The 17,305-nt window shown below is 52.5% G+C and carries 18 protein-coding genes; 10 read left to right on the plus strand and 8 right to left on the minus strand.

All coding sequences use genetic code 11. The annotated features are described in order from the left end of the window. Positions 1-5: 5 nt before the first annotated feature. The gene (helD, locus tag R70331_RS12840; protein WP_042175999.1) at positions 6-2,363 is read left to right on the plus strand and encodes an RNA polymerase recycling motor HelD; all 2,358 of its coding nucleotides are present in this window, start codon (positions 6-8) and stop codon (positions 2,361-2,363) included. Positions 2,364-2,606: 243 nt separating this feature from the next. Next, entirely contained in the window at positions 2,607-3,875 is a 1,269-nt protein-coding gene (locus R70331_RS12845) for a bacillibactin exporter BcbE (protein WP_042176002.1), read from the plus strand. A gap of 12 nt (positions 3,876-3,887) precedes the next feature. On the opposite strand, the gene R70331_RS12850 is transcribed toward R70331_RS12845, so the two are convergent. From R70331_RS12850 to fsa, 3 genes are all read right to left on the minus strand, one after another. Continuing rightward, complete coding sequence (locus R70331_RS12850) at positions 3,888-5,093, minus strand: MFS transporter (RefSeq protein WP_042176004.1); 1,206 nt, start codon at positions 5,091-5,093, stop codon at positions 3,888-3,890. A gap of 2 nt (positions 5,094-5,095) precedes the next feature. After that, positions 5,096-5,548 (minus strand): MarR family winged helix-turn-helix transcriptional regulator, encoded by a 453-nt coding sequence (locus tag R70331_RS12855; RefSeq protein ID WP_042176006.1) that lies wholly within the window; start codon positions 5,546-5,548, stop codon positions 5,096-5,098. Positions 5,549-5,682: 134 nt separating this feature from the next. Continuing rightward, positions 5,683-6,336 (minus strand): fructose-6-phosphate aldolase, encoded by a 654-nt coding sequence (gene fsa, locus R70331_RS12860; protein ID WP_042176008.1) that lies wholly within the window; start codon positions 6,334-6,336, stop codon positions 5,683-5,685. Positions 6,337-6,564: 228 nt separating this feature from the next. Here fsa and R70331_RS12870 point away from each other — a divergent pair, with 228 nt between their 5' ends. Then, a complete protein-coding gene (locus R70331_RS12870) occupies positions 6,565-7,038 on the plus strand; it encodes a hypothetical protein (protein WP_156131122.1) in 474 nt (157 codons plus the stop codon). After that, a complete protein-coding gene (locus R70331_RS12875) occupies positions 7,019-7,579 on the plus strand; it encodes a macro domain-containing protein (RefSeq protein WP_042176017.1) in 561 nt (186 codons plus the stop codon). Before R70331_RS12870 ends, R70331_RS12875 begins: the two co-directional genes overlap by 20 nt. A 20-nt stretch (positions 7,580-7,599) precedes the next feature. On the opposite strand, the gene R70331_RS12880 is transcribed toward R70331_RS12875, so the two are convergent. Next, positions 7,600-7,797 (minus strand): hypothetical protein, encoded by a 198-nt coding sequence (locus R70331_RS12880; protein WP_042176020.1) that lies wholly within the window; start codon positions 7,795-7,797, stop codon positions 7,600-7,602. 72 nt (positions 7,798-7,869) lie between these two features. On the opposite strand from R70331_RS12880, the gene rpiA reads away from it, so the two are divergent. The 5 genes from rpiA to R70331_RS12905 all read left to right on the plus strand — a co-directional run bounded on the left by rpiA (position 7,870) and on the right by R70331_RS12905 (position 13,290). After that, entirely contained in the window at positions 7,870-8,556 is a 687-nt protein-coding gene (rpiA, locus tag R70331_RS12885) for a ribose-5-phosphate isomerase RpiA (RefSeq protein WP_042176022.1), read from the plus strand. An 85-nt stretch (positions 8,557-8,641) separates the two neighbouring features. Next, the gene (locus tag R70331_RS12890; protein WP_231576462.1) at positions 8,642-9,028 is read left to right on the plus strand and encodes a VanZ family protein; all 387 of its coding nucleotides are present in this window, start codon (positions 8,642-8,644) and stop codon (positions 9,026-9,028) included. A gap of 16 nt (positions 9,029-9,044) precedes the next feature. Next, a complete protein-coding gene (locus R70331_RS12895) occupies positions 9,045-9,485 on the plus strand; it encodes a GNAT family N-acetyltransferase (RefSeq protein ID WP_042176024.1) in 441 nt (146 codons plus the stop codon). Between the two features lie 194 nt (positions 9,486-9,679). Continuing rightward, on the plus strand, positions 9,680-10,132 hold the full coding sequence (locus tag R70331_RS12900; protein WP_042176026.1) for a MarR family winged helix-turn-helix transcriptional regulator: 453 nt from the start codon (positions 9,680-9,682) through the stop codon (positions 10,130-10,132). Continuing rightward, entirely contained in the window at positions 10,129-13,290 is a 3,162-nt protein-coding gene (locus R70331_RS12905) for an MMPL family transporter (protein WP_042176028.1), read from the plus strand. Before R70331_RS12900 ends, R70331_RS12905 begins: the two co-directional genes overlap by 4 nt. Positions 13,291-13,412: 122 nt before the next feature. On the opposite strand, the gene R70331_RS12910 is transcribed toward R70331_RS12905, so the two are convergent. After that, positions 13,413-14,084: a tetratricopeptide repeat protein gene (locus R70331_RS12910; protein ID WP_042176031.1), complete on the minus strand. Its 672-nt coding sequence runs from the start codon at positions 14,082-14,084 to the stop codon at positions 13,413-13,415. A 127-nt stretch (positions 14,085-14,211) separates the two neighbouring features. Here R70331_RS12910 and R70331_RS12915 point away from each other — a divergent pair, with 127 nt between their 5' ends. Next, positions 14,212-15,210: an aldo/keto reductase gene (locus R70331_RS12915; protein ID WP_042176034.1), complete on the plus strand. Its 999-nt coding sequence runs from the start codon at positions 14,212-14,214 to the stop codon at positions 15,208-15,210. Between the two features lie 432 nt (positions 15,211-15,642). On the opposite strand, the gene R70331_RS12920 is transcribed toward R70331_RS12915, so the two are convergent. From R70331_RS12920 to R70331_RS12930, 3 genes are all read right to left on the minus strand, one after another. Continuing rightward, positions 15,643-16,542, minus strand: coding sequence for a manganese catalase family protein (locus R70331_RS12920; protein WP_042176036.1), 900 nt, complete (start codon positions 16,540-16,542; stop codon positions 15,643-15,645). A 107-nt stretch (positions 16,543-16,649) separates the two neighbouring features. After that, the gene (locus tag R70331_RS12925) at positions 16,650-16,955 is read right to left on the minus strand and encodes an HNH endonuclease (protein WP_042176038.1); all 306 of its coding nucleotides are present in this window, start codon (positions 16,953-16,955) and stop codon (positions 16,650-16,652) included. Positions 16,956-16,958: 3 nt separating this feature from the next. Then, positions 16,959-17,171, minus strand: a complete 213-nt coding sequence (locus tag R70331_RS12930; protein WP_042176039.1) for a hypothetical protein — start codon at positions 17,169-17,171, stop codon at positions 16,959-16,961. Positions 17,172-17,305: the final 134 nt, after the last annotated feature.

Raw genomic sequence — 17,305 nt, forward strand, 5'->3', positions numbered from 1 at the left:
ATACATTGGAAAAGCAAGATCATGAATGGAAAGAGGAACAGGCACGGGTAACGGGGATTACGAGACTGCTGTCAGCCCATATCCGGCGGCTGTCTGAGGAGCTGGGATTGCACCGTTCCGATGTTGTTGATATGCGCAAGGACTTCTGGGAAGAGGTTACGGTTAACTTCAGCAGCCCGGATGATCTGGGGGAAACCTCAACCAGCCTCCGGCAGCAGGCGCAAATTCTGAATGAACGCGAGCGTCATCATCTGCAATCAAGCAAAGCGCTTAAGAAATACAGGAAGCTGGTGAATTCACCTTATTTCGGCCGGATTGATTTCTCAGAGCAGCCGGACGGGGAAGCAGAGCAGATCTACCTCGGCATCGGCTCATTAATGGAGGACGACGGCACGTTCCTGATATACGACTGGCGGGCGCCAATATCAAGCCTGTACTACGATGGAGCACCCGGTCCGGCCGCCTATGAAACTCCGGGGGGGCTGGTAAGCGGAACGATGAAGCTTAAGCGCCAGTTCGTAATTGATAGCGGACTAATCGAAGTAATGTTTGATACCGGAATGACAATCGGCGATGAGCTGCTGCAGCAGGTGCTCAGCCATAGTGCGGATGACCGCATGAAAAGCATAGTAGCAACAATCCAGAAGGAGCAGAATGCCGTAATCCGCAATGACCGCAGCCGTATGCTGGTGGTCCAGGGGGCGGCTGGCAGCGGCAAAACCTCAGCGGCGCTTCAGCGCGTAGCTTACCTGCTCTATAAATACCGCCAGGTGCTGCAGGCTGACCAGATGCTGCTATTCTCGCCGAATCCGTTGTTTAACAGTTATGTTTCGACCGTTCTGCCCGAGCTGGGTGAAGAAAACATGCAGCAGACCACCTTTCAGATGTACCTGGAACACAGGCTCGGCCAGGAATTTCAGCTGGAGGATGTGTTCAGCCAGACAGAAAGCCTGCTGGCAGCGCCGGATGACCCTGCGGCATCTATACGCCGTGAAGGAATCGGTTATAAATCCTCCGTTGCATTTCTGGATGCTATCCGGCGCTATGTCAATCTGCTGGAGCATGAAGGCATGCTGTTTAAGCCGCTTACGTTCCAGGGAAAAGCCATCGTCAGCAAGGAAGAGATGCAGCGGCAGTTCTATTCCTATGACCCGGCGATCAAGCTTGCTAACCGGATTGATCTGATGACCGGCTGGCTGCTAAAAAAAATCGCTGCCTTCAGTGTGGAAGAACGCGGGGCGTCGTGGGTGGAAGAGCAGATGGAGCTGCTGGATACCAGCGATTATCAGCGGGCGTATCATATGACCCGCCGCAAGGGCGGCGGGCACAAAGAAAGCTTTGATGATTTTGATACGGAGAAAAGCATGCTGGCACGCTATATTGTCAGCCAGAAGCTGAAGCCGCTGCGCGGCTGGACCAAACGCGGCCGGTTCGTAGATGTCAAAGGACTGTACAGCCGGCTGTTTACGGACCTCAGGCTGATGGAGGACCTGAATGCCGGCGCCGGTTTGCCGGCCAGCTGGGTCCAGATCTGTGAGCATACACTTGATGCCGTTAGCTCAGGGGAGCTGGCTTATGAAGATGCTACACCGTTCCTGTATCTGAAGGAGCTGAGCCAGGGCTTCCGGACGAATACGCTGATCCGCCATGTCATTGTCGATGAGGTTCAGGATTACTCGCCGTTCCAGCTGGAATTCATGCGCCGCCTGTTCCCGCGGGCCAAAATGACTGTGCTGGGTGATCTGAATCAGGCTATATATGCCCAAGGTGAGGTGCTCGGTGACCTGTCCAGCCTCGTCAGTGTATACGGCGAGGAGAATACAGAGGTGATTTCCCTGACCAGAAGCTACCGCTCCACATATGAAATTGTGGAGTTCACCCGGGCAATGATTCCAGGCGGAGAGCGGATTGTTCCCTTTAACCGCCGGGGCGAAGCCCCGTCAGTAACGGTAGCCCGTACGGAATCAGAGCTGCTTGCCGCGGTTCAGCAGGATGTGCTGAGTCTGCATGCGGCAGGCTATCATTATGTGGCAGTCATCTGCAAAACTGCCGGAGAAAGCGCCGAGGTGCATGCCAAGCTGCAGAGCAGTCTGCCGGTGCGGCTGGTGACCAAGGAGACTCCGAATTTCCAGAAGGGGACACTGGTGCTGCCCGCTTATCTGGCCAAAGGCGTAGAGTTTGATGCGGTTATCATCTATGACGGCTCTGATGAAAAATACGGCAGGGAAAATGAACGCAAGCTGTTCTATACAGCCTGCACCAGAGCGATGCATCTGCTGCATATTTACAGCCTGGGCAAACCCAGCTCTTTTCTGCCTGATGGGGCAGAACAGTCAGAAGAAGGAGATTCGATTTTAGGTTAGTACTTACGATGTTTCTTTCCAGCAATACAGCCCAAGCCCTTCATCATTTAGAGAAGGGCTTGGGTCTTTTTTAAAATATAAGAATTTATATGTTTTACGCTATCAATAATCCTTATATTTCTCGCAGGAACGGTTACCGCCTTCTCTGAAGGACGGCATACCCGTTTCTACTTGTATGAATACATCAGTACGCAACCAAGCACACTAATCTGGATTGTCAACGACAGCAAAGGTGGTCAATCCATGAAGGACAAAAAATGGGATCTTGCGGCACTGGCATCCATCCCCCTAATTATGACATTAGGCAACTCTATGCTGATTCCGGTGCTTCCGCAGATCTCCCGTGAGCTGCACATCAGTTCCTTTCAGGTCAGTCTGCTGATCACGCTTTACGGCCTGATGGCGATTCTGATGATACCGGTTGCGGGCTATCTTTCTGACCGGTTCGGGCGCAAAAAAATTATTATGCCCAGCCTGATTATTGCCGCTGCAGGCGGAGCCGTATGTATCGCTGCTGCCTGGTTCACAAAGGGGATTACCGCTTACTGGATTATAATGGGCGGGCGTGTGCTGCAGGGTATCGGTGCGGCAGGGGCTTTTCCCATTGTACTGCCATTTGTAGGGGATTTGTTCAAGGATGAAAAGCAGGTAAGCAAAGGTCTCGGCCTGATTGAAACCTCTAATACCTTCGGGAAGGTGCTCAGTCCGATACTCGGTGCTTATTTGGGGCTGCTACTGTGGTATGCACCGTTTATTTCCATTCCGGTATTATGTATTATTTCTTTTTTGCTTGTGCTGTTTCTGGTTAAAGAGCCGAAGCGGGATAGGGAAAAGCAGGGCCTAAAAGATTTTATGTCAGGCATTGTTGCAATTCTGCGGGAACACGGCCGTTGGCTGTATGCTATTTTTGCCATCGGCGGAATTTGTATGTTCGTAACTTTTGGTGTGCTTTTTTATTTATCGGAAACACTCGAAGGCAAATATAACATCCACGGGGTCATGAAAGGTCTTGTACTGGCCATTCCTCTAGCCCTCTTGTGTCTTGCCTCTTACGGAAGCGGTAAAATAATCGGCCAGAATAAGCCGCGGATGAAGTGGATCGGCTGCGGAGGAATGTTCCTGGTGACTGCGGCTATGGTTATTACAGTCTTCGGCTCGGGACTTTACTGGCTGGTGGGGCTGCTGAGTGCAGGGGGGATCGGTATCGGCATAGCACTGCCTTGTATGGATGCGCTGATTACGGAAGGAATTGACCAGAAGAACCGCGGTACCATCACCTCCTTGTACAGCAGCATGCGGTTCATCGGTGTGGCTCTGGGGCCGCCGGTTGTTTCGCTGCTGATGTCAAGGGGGCCTTGGCTGCTGTTTGGCACAATGGCCGCAGTCAGTGCGGCAGGCGGAGTGCTTATACTGCTCGCAGTAAAGCCGGGCAAAAAGAATCAGGGCGGCAGCGGGCAGAGTGAGAAAAAGCAATTCAAGCTGCCGCTCAGCATGCCGCAGAGGGCACGTTAGCCTGTATACGGATTACTTGCCAGTCTGCAGCGGACCGGAAGCAGAGCGTCTGCGACGCTGTACAAGGAACACGCCGGTGTAAAGGAGCAGCAGGAGCAAAGGCGCCAGTGCGGAATAACGGTACATTACTGCATACGAGTTATATAAGGCTACGGAGCCGAGAATCATGGTGCCGATGGCGACTCCTAAATCCAGCGAATTAAAAAACATCCCGTTAGCCATCCCGCGTTGTCTAGGGTCAACAGACTGGATCATCCAGGTCTGGAGCGCAGGCTGCATGGAGCCGAAGCCGATGCCGTAGCAGATGGCTGCCGGAAATAGTGCAGCGGTTGAGGAAGCAAAGGATAGCAGCAGCAGTCCGCCGATAATGAACAGGCTGCCGGGTATCAGCAGAGCTGCGGGACCAAAGCGGTCATAGATTTTACCTGATAACGGACGAATGATGACGATAGCCACAGCATTGAACAGGAAAAAGTAAGCGATATGTTCCAGCTGCGCCTCCTGTCCGTATAGAGCGAGGAAACCAAGCAGTCCGCCATAAGATATGGACAGCAGAAGATTGAGCAGGCAGGGAATGAGCAGCTTGCGGAAAAGGTTGCTTTTAGGCCCTGGCAGAGCTTCCGGTGCCGGCTCCTTGTGATTAGCCGGCAGCCCCTTGGTCAGGCGGTAGCCCAGCGGCAAAAGAATGATGAAGGATAAGCCGGTTCCCAGGAGCAGTGAGCCGAATCCGGGGCCTTGCAGCAGGCTGAGTCCGATCAGCGGGCCTGCGGACATAGCGAGGCTGGTGGACAAGCCGAAATAACCCATGCCCTCACCCATACGGCGGATGGGAATAATATCAGATGCCATTGTGGGAAAAGCCGTGCTGGCCATGCCGAAGCCGATGCCAAACAGCACGCGCATCAGCAGCAGGACGGTTATAGTACCGGACCAGTAATAGCCTGTAACAGCTGCAAGGCAAAGGGAGACACCGAGGAAGATCAGCAGATTCCGTCCACCCTTTTCCATTGCTTTGGCGGCAAACAGCCGGGATGCGATCGCGCTTAAAGCAAACAGGCTGGTAACCAGGCTGATCTGCACAGAGGTAGCTGCAAGGCTGCTTTTTGCATAGACCGGCAGGGTAGATAACGTCATCTGCAGGCCGGTGAACAGCAGCAGATTGCATAGGGTAAGCGTTACGAAGGATTGGGTCCATAAGCGTTCAAGAGGTTTATTCAAGTTCAAGACTCCTGTTCCTGTTGTGTAATTGCAGTGTTGTGATAGATATGCTCCAGCATCCCGCGGAGCACTTCAAGCTCAGCGTCCGATAGTCCGGTTACAGCTGTACTGATGACCTGCCGTTCAAGGGCAACGGTATCTTCAATGAGCTGCTTGCCCAGGTCAGTCGGATACAGCAGGAAAGCACGGCGGTCACTCTGGTTCAGCGATTTCGTAATAAAGCCCTTCTTTAGCAGCAGTTCTACAATCCTGGCGGTTGTCGGCTGGTCTTTGGCTGCTGCCGCCGCAACCTCCTTCTGGTTAATCCCGCTGCGGTCAACAATCATGAGCAGAACAGACCATTGCTCAGGAGTGATATCATACGGCTTGAGCGCACGGGCAAAAGCAGTTGAAATTCTCCGGTAGGTGGAACCGAGCAGAAATCCGAGGAATTGGCGGGGGGAGGAACCGGACATATGGAATCTTCCTTTCTTAATTAGTTGTTATGACAATTATAATTATGACAAGTAATGATGTCAATAACGGAAAAACAGAACAAAAAAGCACCTCCCTTCAACAGGTGAGGTGCTCCATTTATAATCGGAATCCGTTATTTTGCTTCCTGAGGCACGGTCTCCCAGTCCTTCAGGAAACGCTCAATTCCGTTGTCTGTCAACGGATGCTTCCACAGGGACGGCAGGAGGGAGCCGGGAATGGTCGCAATGTGCGCACCGGCAATCGCCGCTTCTTCCACATGGGCAATATTGCGGATGCTGGCTGCAATAATCTCCGAGGTCAGCCCGTAATTGGTAAGAATCGTCTTAAGATCCTTAATCAGCTTCATGCCGTCTACTCCGATATCATCGAGGCGGCCTACAAAAGGACTGATATAAGTAGCTCCGGCTTTGGCGGCCATCAGGCCTTGTGCAGCAGAGAAGATCAGGGTGACATTGGTTTTGATGCCGCGCTTGGTCAGCTCGTAGCAGGCAGCTAGACCGTCTTCGGTCATAGGAAGCTTAATTACAACATTCGGTGCCCATTCAGCGATTTCCAGTGCCTCGCTCAGCATTTCATCCGTCGTCAGGCCGATTACTTCGGCGCTTACAGGTCCGGGTACAATCTCGACGATTTCCTTAATGACTTCCTTAAACAATCTGCCTTCCTTGGCAATGAGCGACGGGTTGGTCGTCACGCCGTCCACTAATCCGAGCCGGGTAATCCGTTTGATTTCTTCAATATTTCCGGTATCCAAGAAAAATTTCATTGAAGCTATTCCTCCTTGATATCTCTTATGAATTGACAAACAGCATGTACAACCTCATTATGGATCATGCTGCCGGAAGATTCAACTGTTAATATGAATATTTCAAAGTAACTTTTAAGAAAGACGTACTTTTTTGAGCATTCTGCTCTTAAGAACCATTCCCCGGCATCCTCCTCCGTGATAATATAGTAACGTTGTTGGTAAAAAGAATGCGAATGGCAGGTGAGCATGATGATCTCGGCAATTGCCGGCGCCGCCCTGTTCCTGCTGCTTGCCGCAGCGCTGATAGCCTTTCAGAACAGCAGGCTGATCAGGCAGCAGGAGGCTGAAGATGCTGCGGCCCCGGCCGGAAAACTAATGTATTCTGTATTTCATGAGCAGTTCCGTGAGGACGAGGAGAGGCCGGAGGCTGTGCCTTTATTTCAGTATACGGTGCTTTCAACACCCGGGGAGCGGCTTGATAAAGGAGAAACCGGGACAGCCTATGCTCTATGCCGTGTGCCGGCAGGCACCGGAGAAATGACTATGGATGCTGCCATGCACTGGATGGTGACACGTATCCGAGGCGCCTCTATTCAAGGTGTGCTGTCCGGATATGCTTCTTTCCCCGGAAAGGCCGGCCGCAAAGGTGAAAAAGAGCTGGTTATGAGTCTGGAAGCTGCGGCGAAGGAGGAGGCCGGATATGCAAGTCCGTATAAATGATGTAGTGATCTCGGTAAATACGGGAGATATTACTGCCTGGGCAGGCGATTTTATCGTAAACGCCTCCAACTCCGGTCTTTACGGTGGCGGAGGGGTGGACGGGGCGATTCACCGTGCGGGCGGACCTCAGATATCAGCGGAGTGTGCAGTTATCCGCCAGAAGCAAGGCGGCGTTATGCCGGGGCAAGCTGCACTTACCACTGCAGGCAGGCTGCCTAATCTGGGAATAATACATACAGTCGGGCCGATATGGAAGGGCGGAGGTGCAGGGGAGGCGGCAACGCTGGCCAAATGCTACATCAGCAGCCTTGAACTGGCCTGCGCCCGCGGAGCACGCAGCATTGCTTATCCGAATATCAGCACCGGAGTTTACGGCTTTCCCAGAAGGCTGGCCTGTGAGACTGCTCTTGCTGCCGTGGTTGATTATGTGCAGAGCACTGATCCCGGCAAGCTGCCGCTGAACTTAATAGCTTTTGTCTGCTTCGAGCAGGATAATACTCAGCTCTATGAGGAAATGCTCAGAACTTATGTTACAGTCTGATGCTGCCTGAACTGCAGTATTCATGCATGGTATTTGCCGGTTGGCGCGTCCAGTACCCATTCAAGCATCAGAATCATATCCTCAAGCCTGGTCAGCTGGGCGTTCAAGCCCGCACGCTGGGGGCTGTCCTGGGGCAGCGGAGCCAGCCGGGTCTCGAGGGACCTGCGCTGGATCGTCAGCTCATTGATTTTGGATTGGATCTGATTTGCGGTTCTCATCGTGAGTCCTCCCGGAAAGTATATAGTTTTAAGTTGTTAGACCATTATAACGGATAACATGGGGGTATAAAAATGAGTGTCAATGTTAAGCAGCTGGCTGCGGAGAAAGCCGTAGAATACGTACAGGACGGGATGAAGGTGGGCCTGGGCACAGGCTCAACCGCCTATTGGGCAATACGCAAGCTTGGTGAGCGGGTCCGGGAAGGCTTGAGCATCATTGCTGTAGCCACTTCGCAGGCTTCCGAGGATCAGGCGCGTGAGCTCGGTATTCCTCTGGCAGCCTTCGGCGATATTGACAGCCTGGATCTGACTATTGACGGTGCTGACGAACTGGACGGAAGCCTGCAGCTGATCAAAGGCGGCGGCGGGGCCCTGCTGCGTGAGAAGATTGTGGCAACGGGCAGCACGCGGATGATCGTTGTTGCTGATGAGAGCAAAGCTGTAACGACGCTCGGCAAATTCCCTTTGCCGGTTGAAATTGTGCCCTTTGCCTGGGAATGGACAGTAGCTAAGCTTGGTAAGCTGGGCTGCAAGCCGGAGCTGCGCCGCAGCGGAGATGGGCTCTACCGGACGGACAACGGAAATTACATCGCTGACTGCCATTTCGGAGCCATAACTTCAGCGCCAGAGCTGGCAGAACAGCTTCAGGGTATTTCAGGTGTGGTAGATCACGGTCTGTTCATAGGTATTGCAAGTATGGCGATTATCGGCAAGCAGGATGGCAGCATTGAGATTATCGAAGGTGAGAGCCATAGCTGATAAGCGAAGCAGGGGCCGGGCCGGCCGGCGACCCTCCCGCAGGGCGCAGCTCCGTCCGGGATTGCGGATTTTAGCGGGGGTACTGTTGTTTTTTTATAGCGCTGCTGTGTTATACTGGATGTTTCTCGGATTCGGCCGGACCGTGCGTACAGAAGGGGCAATGCAATATAACCTGGAGCCGCTGCGAACAGTTAAGCTGTACTTCGACATGGACAACGGTGTGCCTTTCACGGGCAGGCTGATCAATCTGGCGGGGAATATTATCGTATTCATTCCATTTGGCGTATTGATTCCGCTAGTGCAGGCCAGGCTCCGGAATGTATTTACGCTTACGCTGTGGGCGGTTCCCTCTATTCTTTTGCTCGAAACCCTGCAGATGCTGCTGCGCGTGGGCAGCTTTGATGTAGATGATCTGCTGCTGAACCTCACCGGTGTGTGGGCCGGTTTGATTATTCTTTACAGATTTACATGAAAACGGAGGAAGTGTTATGTTTACAGATCTGAAGCAGCATTTAGGAACACCTGAAGTAGATGAACTGCTGAGTTATGCGGTTATTGATGAACCAGATGCCCTGTGGCGTGCTTCTGTTGAATACAAGAAGTTGCCGGGACTTAAGCTGTACGGCTGGGAAGAGGAGGGTCTGCTCCTTGGGCTTACCGGCTTTGAGGTAACGGAGGACGGTTCGCTTGAGATCCGCCACATTGCCGTGCTGCCTGAGAACAGAGGCAAGGGGTATGCCCGGGGGATGATTCTGGAGCTGCTGGCTGAGCTGCAGCCCCGGTATGTGCTTGCAGAAACCGAGGACGAGGTTGCTGCAGACTTTTATCGTGCCCTGGGCTTCATGGTGTATAGCCTTGGCGAGAACCCGGCAGGCATCGAAATGTACCGCTGTGTGTACGAAGTTGAAGAAACAGAGGAGGACGAGTAACGGGTTCGTTGCTGCTTCCCCTATTATAATTCTGAAGCTATCCGCTTTAAGCGGGTAGCTTTTTTTGCTTCTTAACGGACGCTCCTTAGCCATTGGGAATATACCGTTGACTTTTTTTAAAGCGGGTAATATAGTTTCATTATAAAACAGTTCGACACATGAACTATTATCCCGAAATGAAGGAGGCCTGAACGTTGAATGAAGAGGCGCAGCATTGGATTAACCGCTATATAGATGCCTATCTTGTAGTGACAAGACAGATAAGTGTACGGATCAAGGAGCGGATTCCTGAAGGAGTCACGAATGACCAGTTTCTGATTCTGCGGCTGATCAAGTCGCAGAAGCTGTGTACGGCCACTTACCTGGCTGAAGCTGTATGTGTTGGCAAAAGCTCGATCACCGCCATTATTAACCGGCTTGACGAGGCAGGGATGATTGAACGGACCCGTGACGGGAATGACCGGCGTCTGGTGTATTTATCACTTACGAAGCAAGGGGAAGAAATATTTCAGCTGGCGGAGAAGCAGGTGCAGGATGTAATCTCCCCATATCTATTCCACTTTGAGGAAGCGGATATCGAGAAGTTTGTAACAATGTTTGAAAAGCTGGCGTTTATTATGCAGGAAACAGGAGGGAACAGCGAGTGAAGACCATTCTTAAAGCCAGATGGGCTATCATTGCCCTTTGGCTGGCTGCTGCGGTTGTTTTATTTATGACAGCACCTTCAATGTCTGATCTTGTCCGGGAAAAGGGGCAGATTTCGGTCCCTGGCGGTTACACCTCATCACGGGCGGCAGAGATTATGAAGGAGGCTGCTGCTGCCAAGGGAGGAGAGGCGCTCCATCAGGTGGCGCTGGTGTTCAACAAGCCGGGCGGGCTAAGTGCCGCGGATACGGAGAGCATCAAGCACGGTGTAGAGAAGCTGATTGCGGCAAAGGAGGTACTGAAGCTTGATTCAGTAACCGAACCGTTCTCACAGGCAGAGCTCGCAGACACCCTGATTGCCAAGGATGGTAAGACGGTTATGGTCGCCCTGTCGGTCAAAGGCGGGGATGAGGCGGTCAAGGAACTGCCGGATAAAGTGGATGGGCTGCTCGTGAATGTGACGGCGGATCATTATCTGACCAGCGAAGGATTAATTACCGAGGATACGATTGCAAGCTCGGAAGCGGGACTCAAAAAGTCAGAGTACATCACTGTAGTTTTTATCCTGCTTATTCTGTTCGTCGTGTTCCGTTCGTTTGTAGCGCCGCTTGTGCCGCTGCTGACCGTGGGCCTAAGCTATGTTGTTTCCCAGTCGGTGGTGTCTTTTCTGGTGGACCGGTTTGATTTCCCCCTATCGACCTTTACGCAAATCTTTATGGTGGCGGTTATGTTCGGAATCGGTACGGATTATTGTATTCTGCTGATCAGCCGTTTCAAGGAAGAGCTGGCATCTGCTGAAGATACGAAAAGTGCCATTATTTCTACATACCGCAAGGCTGGAGGAACGGTGTTTTATTCCGGGCTTGCCGTGTTCGTAGGATTCGTAGCGATCGGCCTGTCGAAATTTATGCTGTACCGCTCGGCGGTGGCTGTAGCTGTGGGAATTGCGGTGATGCTGCTTGCGCTGGTTACAGTAGTTCCGTTCTTTATGGCGCTATTGGGGCAAAAGCTGTTCTGGCCGTCACGCGGCAGACTGGAGCACAGTGAGAGCCGGATCTGGGGGGCGGCAGGCTCGTTTTCGCTGAAAAGGCCATGGGCAGCGTTGTTAATTGTGGCTGCTATCGTTGTGCCGTTTCTGGTTACCTATGACGGGAAGCTATCCTTCAACAGCATGGATGAGATAGGTGCCGATTATGCCTCGGTTAAAGGCTTCAACATCATATCCGAAAGCTTTGGTCCGGGCGAATCCATGCCGGGTAAAATTGTAATTAAAAATGATGACCGGATGGACAGCTCAGAATATATGGGGCTGGCTGAAAAAATCAGCCGGGAGCTGGAAAAGGTGGACGGCGTCAAAGCGGTACGCAGCATGTCCCGGCCGACCGGCGAGCGAATCAATGATTTTCTGATTCCTGTACAGGTGGCAACACTATCAGATGGACTTAATCAGAGCAATAACGGTCTGAGCCAAATCCAGTCCGGACTTGCTGAAGCGAGCAAGCAACTCAGCGCGAACGAGCCTAAGCTTCAGGAAGCGGCGGCAGGCAGCGCGAAGCTCATAGAAGGAACAACAACGCTTAAAGAGGGTATTGCCGCACTAGGAGAGGGTCTTGCTCAGGTTGAGGACGGAATCAGGAGCGGTGCTGCCGGAGCCGGTGAGATCAAAGCCGGACTGTCTAAGGCGGCAGCCAGTGCACAGCAGCTTGCTGATGCCAATATGGCGCTGCTTGCAGGCTACAAGCAGGTCGGTGCCGGGCTGACGGCACTCGGCGGCGGGCTAGACGGGCTGCAGGCGCAGCTGGATGGCGTAGCGGCTGCACTTACCGGACTGGATGCTTCCTTTAGCCAGCTCGAGAGCAGCCATCCTGAACTGTTACAGGATCAGGATTACCAGACTGTTAAAGTCACTGTAAGCCAGACCGGCTCTGGAGCTGTTCAGCTTGCAGCAGGCCTTGGCCAGATCTCGGGCCAGCTTGGAGAGGCTGCAGCAGGGCTGAATGAAGCCAACAACGGCTATGCCAAAGCCGCAGCAGGTCAGACTGCCCTGGCTCAAGGCCTGGAGCGGCTGGTTGCCGGTATCGGACAGCTGCAGAACGGGCTGAATCAGGCGGCTGACGGCCAGGGACAAATCAGCGGTAAGCTTCCGGATATCACCGGCGGACTTGATCAGCTGCAGGGCGGACAGCAACAGCTTGCCGACGGCTTCGGGCAGCTGACCGGGCAGATTGGTGAACTGACCGGGGGACTTAGCGACAGTGCGGAAGGACTGCAGCAGATCACCAGCGGACTAAGCTCTGCGCAGGGTTACTTGCAGCAGATCCGGGATGCCGGTGACGATGAGCTGAGCGGCTTCTTTGTTCCAGAGGAAGCGCTTGAAGCGGATGACATGCAGCAGGTATTCAATACTTACCTGTCAGATGACCGCAAGGTGATGACACTGGATGTCGTATTCGCCGGAAATCCGTACAGCGCGGAAGCGATTGACAGCATCCCTGATATTCAGGCAGCCGTTGAACGGGCTGTGAAGGGGACGAAGCTTGAAAATGCCGAAACGGCGATCAGCGGCGTCACCAGTACCTACAGCGATCTGCAGACTATTTCCAATGAAGACTATACACGGACGGTTGTGCTGATGCTGGCCGGCATATTCATCATACTGGTTCTGCTGCTTCGCTCGGTAATTATGCCGCTGTATCTGATAGGATCTTTGCTGGTTACTTATATTACAGCACTCGGTATTACGGAAACGATTTTCGTTAACCTGCTGGATTATTCCGGCATCACCTGGACAACACCATTCTTCAGCTTTGTGATGCTGATTGCCCTTGGTGTCGATTACAGCATCTTCCTCATGGCCCGCTTCAATGAGAACAAAACCTGGGATGTGCGTGAAGCGATATTGCATGCCATGCGCAACATGGGGACTGTCATCCTGTCAGCGGTGGTGATCCTGGGCGGAACCTTTGCCTCGATGTATCCTTCAGGAGTCCTGTCGATGATGCAGATTGCGACGGTAGTGTTGTCAGGGCTCGCTCTCTATGCACTAGTGTTCCTGCCGTTCTTTGTGCCGGTTATGGTACGCATGTTCGGCCGGGCGAACTGGTGGCCGTTCGGCGTCAAGGAGAGCGGAGAGCCTGCGAAGCATGATCTGCATATGTAACATATCAGCAGGTATGCTGCAGTCAGGGTAGGCAAAAGAACCTCTGTGCATTACTGGCAGCCCAGTCATACACAGAGGTTCTTTAATACTCACATTTGCATACCGTTATGTACAGGCGCAGATTAGCGCATCTTTGCAAAATAGCTGCGCAGCGCCCAGCCGCGTTCCTGCCGCTTCTTATATTTTGGCAGGGAGCGGTAAATCGCGATGGATTCTTCAAAAGCCCGTTTGGCCTCATCATTTCTGCTGAGCACCTTGTACATGGAACCGGCCAGGTAATAGGCTTCGCTGGAGGAGGTCTGGATCTCCTGGAACTCCGTAACGTAATGCAGCGCCTTATCCTGATCTACATTGCGGAACATCTCTGCCAGACGGAGAAACGGCTGGCCGTACTTGGCCCTGCGGTTAATCTCCAGCCCTTGAAGCATCTGGGCTTCACCTTCCGGCAGCATTCCCAGCTTGAGGTTCGCATATCCGAGCTCGACCCAATATTCGGCAGATTGCTCATAACGGTCTGAAATCTGCAGCAGAAGGTCCTTGGCATCACTATAACGCTTGCGTTCAATCAGCAGGCGGGCCAGCTCGAACTTGGCAGACACATCGTTAGGATTCAGGCTGATGGTCGTCCGCAGCCTGGACATCTGGCGGCTCCTGCGGAAAGGCTTGCCGATGCTGGGCAAGATGCCGACATAACGGCGGTCCAGGAAATACAGGATGAGGAACAGTACAATCAGGGCAAGAAACGGATTGCCCAGTAATTGTGCCAGAAATAAAAAGCCCACGAATTTTAACATGAAGTCCCTCCGATAAAGTTGTAACTCCGGTCAGCGTTCACTGTAACTTGGAACATGCAGAGCAGGGTAATTATACCATATTATTCAGTTATACTAACTCTAATTTTCACTGAAAGAAGGATGAGAGATGAATACAGGTACAACCGCAGCCGGACGCCGTCCGCTGGGACAATCAGAGCTGTCTGTATCACCGCTGGGCCTGGGCTGCTGGCAGTTCAGCCGGGGCAGCGGAGTAGTGGGGAAATACTGGAGCAACCTTGAGGATTCCGATATCCTGGGCATCGTAAAGATTAGCCTGGAAGGCGGCATGAACTGGGTGGATACGGCAGAAATCTACGGAGGAGGCAAGTCCGAGCAGGCGCTTGCCGCCGTCCTGGATCAGCTCAGGCTTGAAGGAAGCTCTCATGCGAACCCGCTGATTGCGACTAAATGGTGGCCGATGCTCCGTACGGCAGGCTCTATCACCTCCACCATTGATGAGCGTATCCGCTGTCTGGGCGGGCGGCAGATTGATTTATATCAAATTCACCAGCCCTTCTCTTTGTCGTCAATCGAAAGTGAAATGAAAGCTATGGCCGGACTGGTCAAAGCCGGAAAAATCCGCTATGCCGGGGTCAGCAATTATTCGGCTGCCCAGATGGTAAAGGCACACCGTCTGCTGCAGCAGCACGGACTGAAGCTTGTTTCCAACCAGGTAAAGTATAATCTGCTGCACCGCACTATCGACCGTAACGGCACTATGGCTGCCGCGAAGGAGCTGGGCATCTCCATCATAGCCTACTCACCGCTGCAGCAGGGCGTTCTGACCGGGCGTTTTCACAGTGATCCGGCGCAGATCAGCGGGCTGTCCACGATCCGACGGATGCAGTCAGGGCTGAATGAGAAGGGATTGGCCCGCAGCAGACCGCTGATTGAGCTTTTGTCGGCTCTTGCCGGGAAGTACGGGGTTACACCGGGGCAGGTTGCCCTGAACTGGCTGATTCATTTTCACGGAGAGACAGTTGTTGCCATTCCCGGAGCCTCTAAGGTCCGGCATGCGCGGGAGAATATCGGGGCAATGGGGTTCAGGCTCGACAGCCATGAGCTGGAGCAGCTGGACGGGGCTTCCTGGGCTGCGCTGAAATAGCATTCATGAATAGCTTTAGGCTGATTCAGGGCTTAAAGCTATTTCATTTAATAGAAATGCAAAATTGTGCAAAATAATTGTTTAGGATTGGAAGCGGAAGGTTATATAAGGGATAAGTACATTCGCATCCGCGCAAAAGGGTGTAGATTTCGGAAGGAGGCTGAATCGTTATGAACATGGCAGTACATAAACTTATGGCTTTCAATCATCAATATTTTAGACCTCAACCGGTCAACGACCCCAAGCCATCCAGAACAAATGAACAGACGCAGAGCTTTCAGGATATACTTAACGAGAAGCTGAGTAACAGCAGCAGGATCAAACGGTAGCCTGAAGAACGATGAAGCAGCAATTACATCACAAATGATAAACTTAAATAGAAGCCGGATGCTGACCCGTAGGTGCAGCATCCGGCTTCTTTGTGTTATCTGGTTAATGTATTCCGGCAGCCTTCTGCAGCCGGGCAGCAATGGCCAGAAAGTCCTCCTCGGAAATGCCGGGTGCAAATTCTTCCGGAACCTCAGGAGCTTCAGCAATCGGATGTCCTTTAGGAGAGCCCTCCACCACCTCAAGCGGCTGTCCGTCTTCCGGGTGGGGCCCCTTCCAGATTTGCTTAATCGCCGTGAAATCACCTTCGCTGTTGGTGTACAGCTTGGTATGAAGCCCTTTTGACTCATATTTATGCGTTTCCGAGAATGCCTTGTTGTTAAGGGAAGGAATAGGTATGAGCTTGCTTACATCCACACCGGTCGCCATTTCCAGTGCCTTCGCATAAGCCACCACGTGAACGCCTCCGCGTACTAACAGATAACCGACAACCTCGCGGGCAGCCGGATGATCGGTCAGTTCATACACCTTCATCTTATGGGCTCTCGCACCGCATTCGAGAAAGAAGTTATGCAGCAGATCCAGAATCAGGTTGCCGCTGTTAAACACATATTCGCCGCTCCAGGGCCGGCCCATCGAATCAACCGGCAGGGCTGACTGGGCGCCGGCGAGCGCAAAATAAGTATTACGCATATCCTTAAACGGATTAAGCGGCGTCTGGTCGGGCTCTTTATATGAAGTGGAGCCGCAGAGGCACTTATTTACTGCATGTGCAACCAGCTCCACATGCCCAAGCTCTTCTGCCGTGATACTGGTAACCAGATCATAGAACGGCTTCAGCTTTTTTTTGCCGCGAAAATTAAAGGATTGGAACAGGTAGTTGTTAAGGGTGGACATTTCACCAAATTTTCCGCCCATAAGCTCCTGTACCGCAGCCGCAGCATTAGGGTCCGGACGCTCAACCTGAGGGATTTCGATCAGAATTTCATCAAAACGCTTGAACATTAGAGCACCTCACTATAGATTGGTATCGGCTGTCAGCCGTTATTCGCTCTATAGTGTCTCCCTGCTGCATAAAACCTACTCCTGATGATACAAGTTTTCAATTCGGGTTAACGTTTTCCCCGGACACGCTGTGATTTGCGGAGCTTGGGCTCTGAACCCGGAGCCTGCTTGCTTATCCACTTCAGATAGGAAGCAATCTGCGGGTCATGCTGCAGGGCTTCCACCGTTGTAAGCTCCAGGATCACGAGATCATCATTGGTATACAGGGCATGAATCTGCCGGTGGCAGGCCTTGCACAGCAGAGCGGTCGGCTGGAGGGTGCCGCCTTTTTCCTTGGGAACCAGATGGTGGACCGTTGTAACGAGTGGAGAGCGTCCGCATAATTCACAGGTATCTGAGGCGTGTCCCTTCATAATCTAGCCTCTGACCTCAAAAAACTGGCAGGTCCGGCGGGAATAATAGGTTAAATCGCTAACCCGCGACTGGATGATTACATCTGAATCGGTGAATCGGACAATGGTTGCCCCCGAGTTCACGAGATGATCATTTTCAAAGACCCGTACCGGCAGCTTGCGGTCAATGGCTTCCTGCAGGTCGCTGTCGGTAAATAGCGGGCGGTTGATAGGCATGGGAACATTCTCCTTTTTGTGCTGTGAATATAAAGATGAAATACAACCAGTATAACTTTGAAGGGGACAGAAATCCAATCCCCGGAACGGGCGCAGGAGCGGGCTTGCAGTGGAAACGCAATCACTTTTATACT

Source organism: Paenibacillus sp. FSL R7-0331 (assembly GCF_000758645.1).
Classification (GTDB): domain Bacteria; phylum Bacillota; class Bacilli; order Paenibacillales; family Paenibacillaceae; genus Paenibacillus_AQ; species Paenibacillus_AQ camerounensis.

Coding starts and splice junctions, on each gene's coding strand:
- R70331_RS12845 (WP_042176002.1), top strand. CDS start 2,607: ATGAAGGACAAAAAATGGGATCTTGCGGCACTGGCATCCATCCCCCTA.
- R70331_RS12855 (WP_042176006.1), bottom strand. CDS start 5,548: ATGTCCGGTTCCTCCCCCCGCCAATTCCTCGGATTTCTGCTCGGTTCC.
- fsa (WP_042176008.1), bottom strand. CDS start 6,336: ATGAAATTTTTCTTGGATACCGGAAATATTGAAGAAATCAAACGGATT.
- R70331_RS12870 (WP_156131122.1), top strand. CDS start 6,565: ATGATGATCTCGGCAATTGCCGGCGCCGCCCTGTTCCTGCTGCTTGCC.
- R70331_RS12875 (WP_042176017.1), top strand. CDS start 7,019: ATGCAAGTCCGTATAAATGATGTAGTGATCTCGGTAAATACGGGAGAT.
- R70331_RS12880 (WP_042176020.1), bottom strand. CDS start 7,797: ATGAGAACCGCAAATCAGATCCAATCCAAAATCAATGAGCTGACGATC.
- rpiA (WP_042176022.1), top strand. CDS start 7,870: ATGAGTGTCAATGTTAAGCAGCTGGCTGCGGAGAAAGCCGTAGAATAC.
- R70331_RS12895 (WP_042176024.1), top strand. CDS start 9,045: ATGTTTACAGATCTGAAGCAGCATTTAGGAACACCTGAAGTAGATGAA.
- R70331_RS12910 (WP_042176031.1), bottom strand. CDS start 14,084: ATGTTAAAATTCGTGGGCTTTTTATTTCTGGCACAATTACTGGGCAAT.
- R70331_RS12915 (WP_042176034.1), top strand. CDS start 14,212: ATGAATACAGGTACAACCGCAGCCGGACGCCGTCCGCTGGGACAATCA.
- R70331_RS12920 (WP_042176036.1), bottom strand. CDS start 16,542: ATGTTCAAGCGTTTTGATGAAATTCTGATCGAAATCCCTCAGGTTGAG.
- R70331_RS12925 (WP_042176038.1), bottom strand. CDS start 16,955: ATGAAGGGACACGCCTCAGATACCTGTGAATTATGCGGACGCTCTCCA.
- R70331_RS12930 (WP_042176039.1), bottom strand. CDS start 17,171: ATGCCTATCAACCGCCCGCTATTTACCGACAGCGACCTGCAGGAAGCC.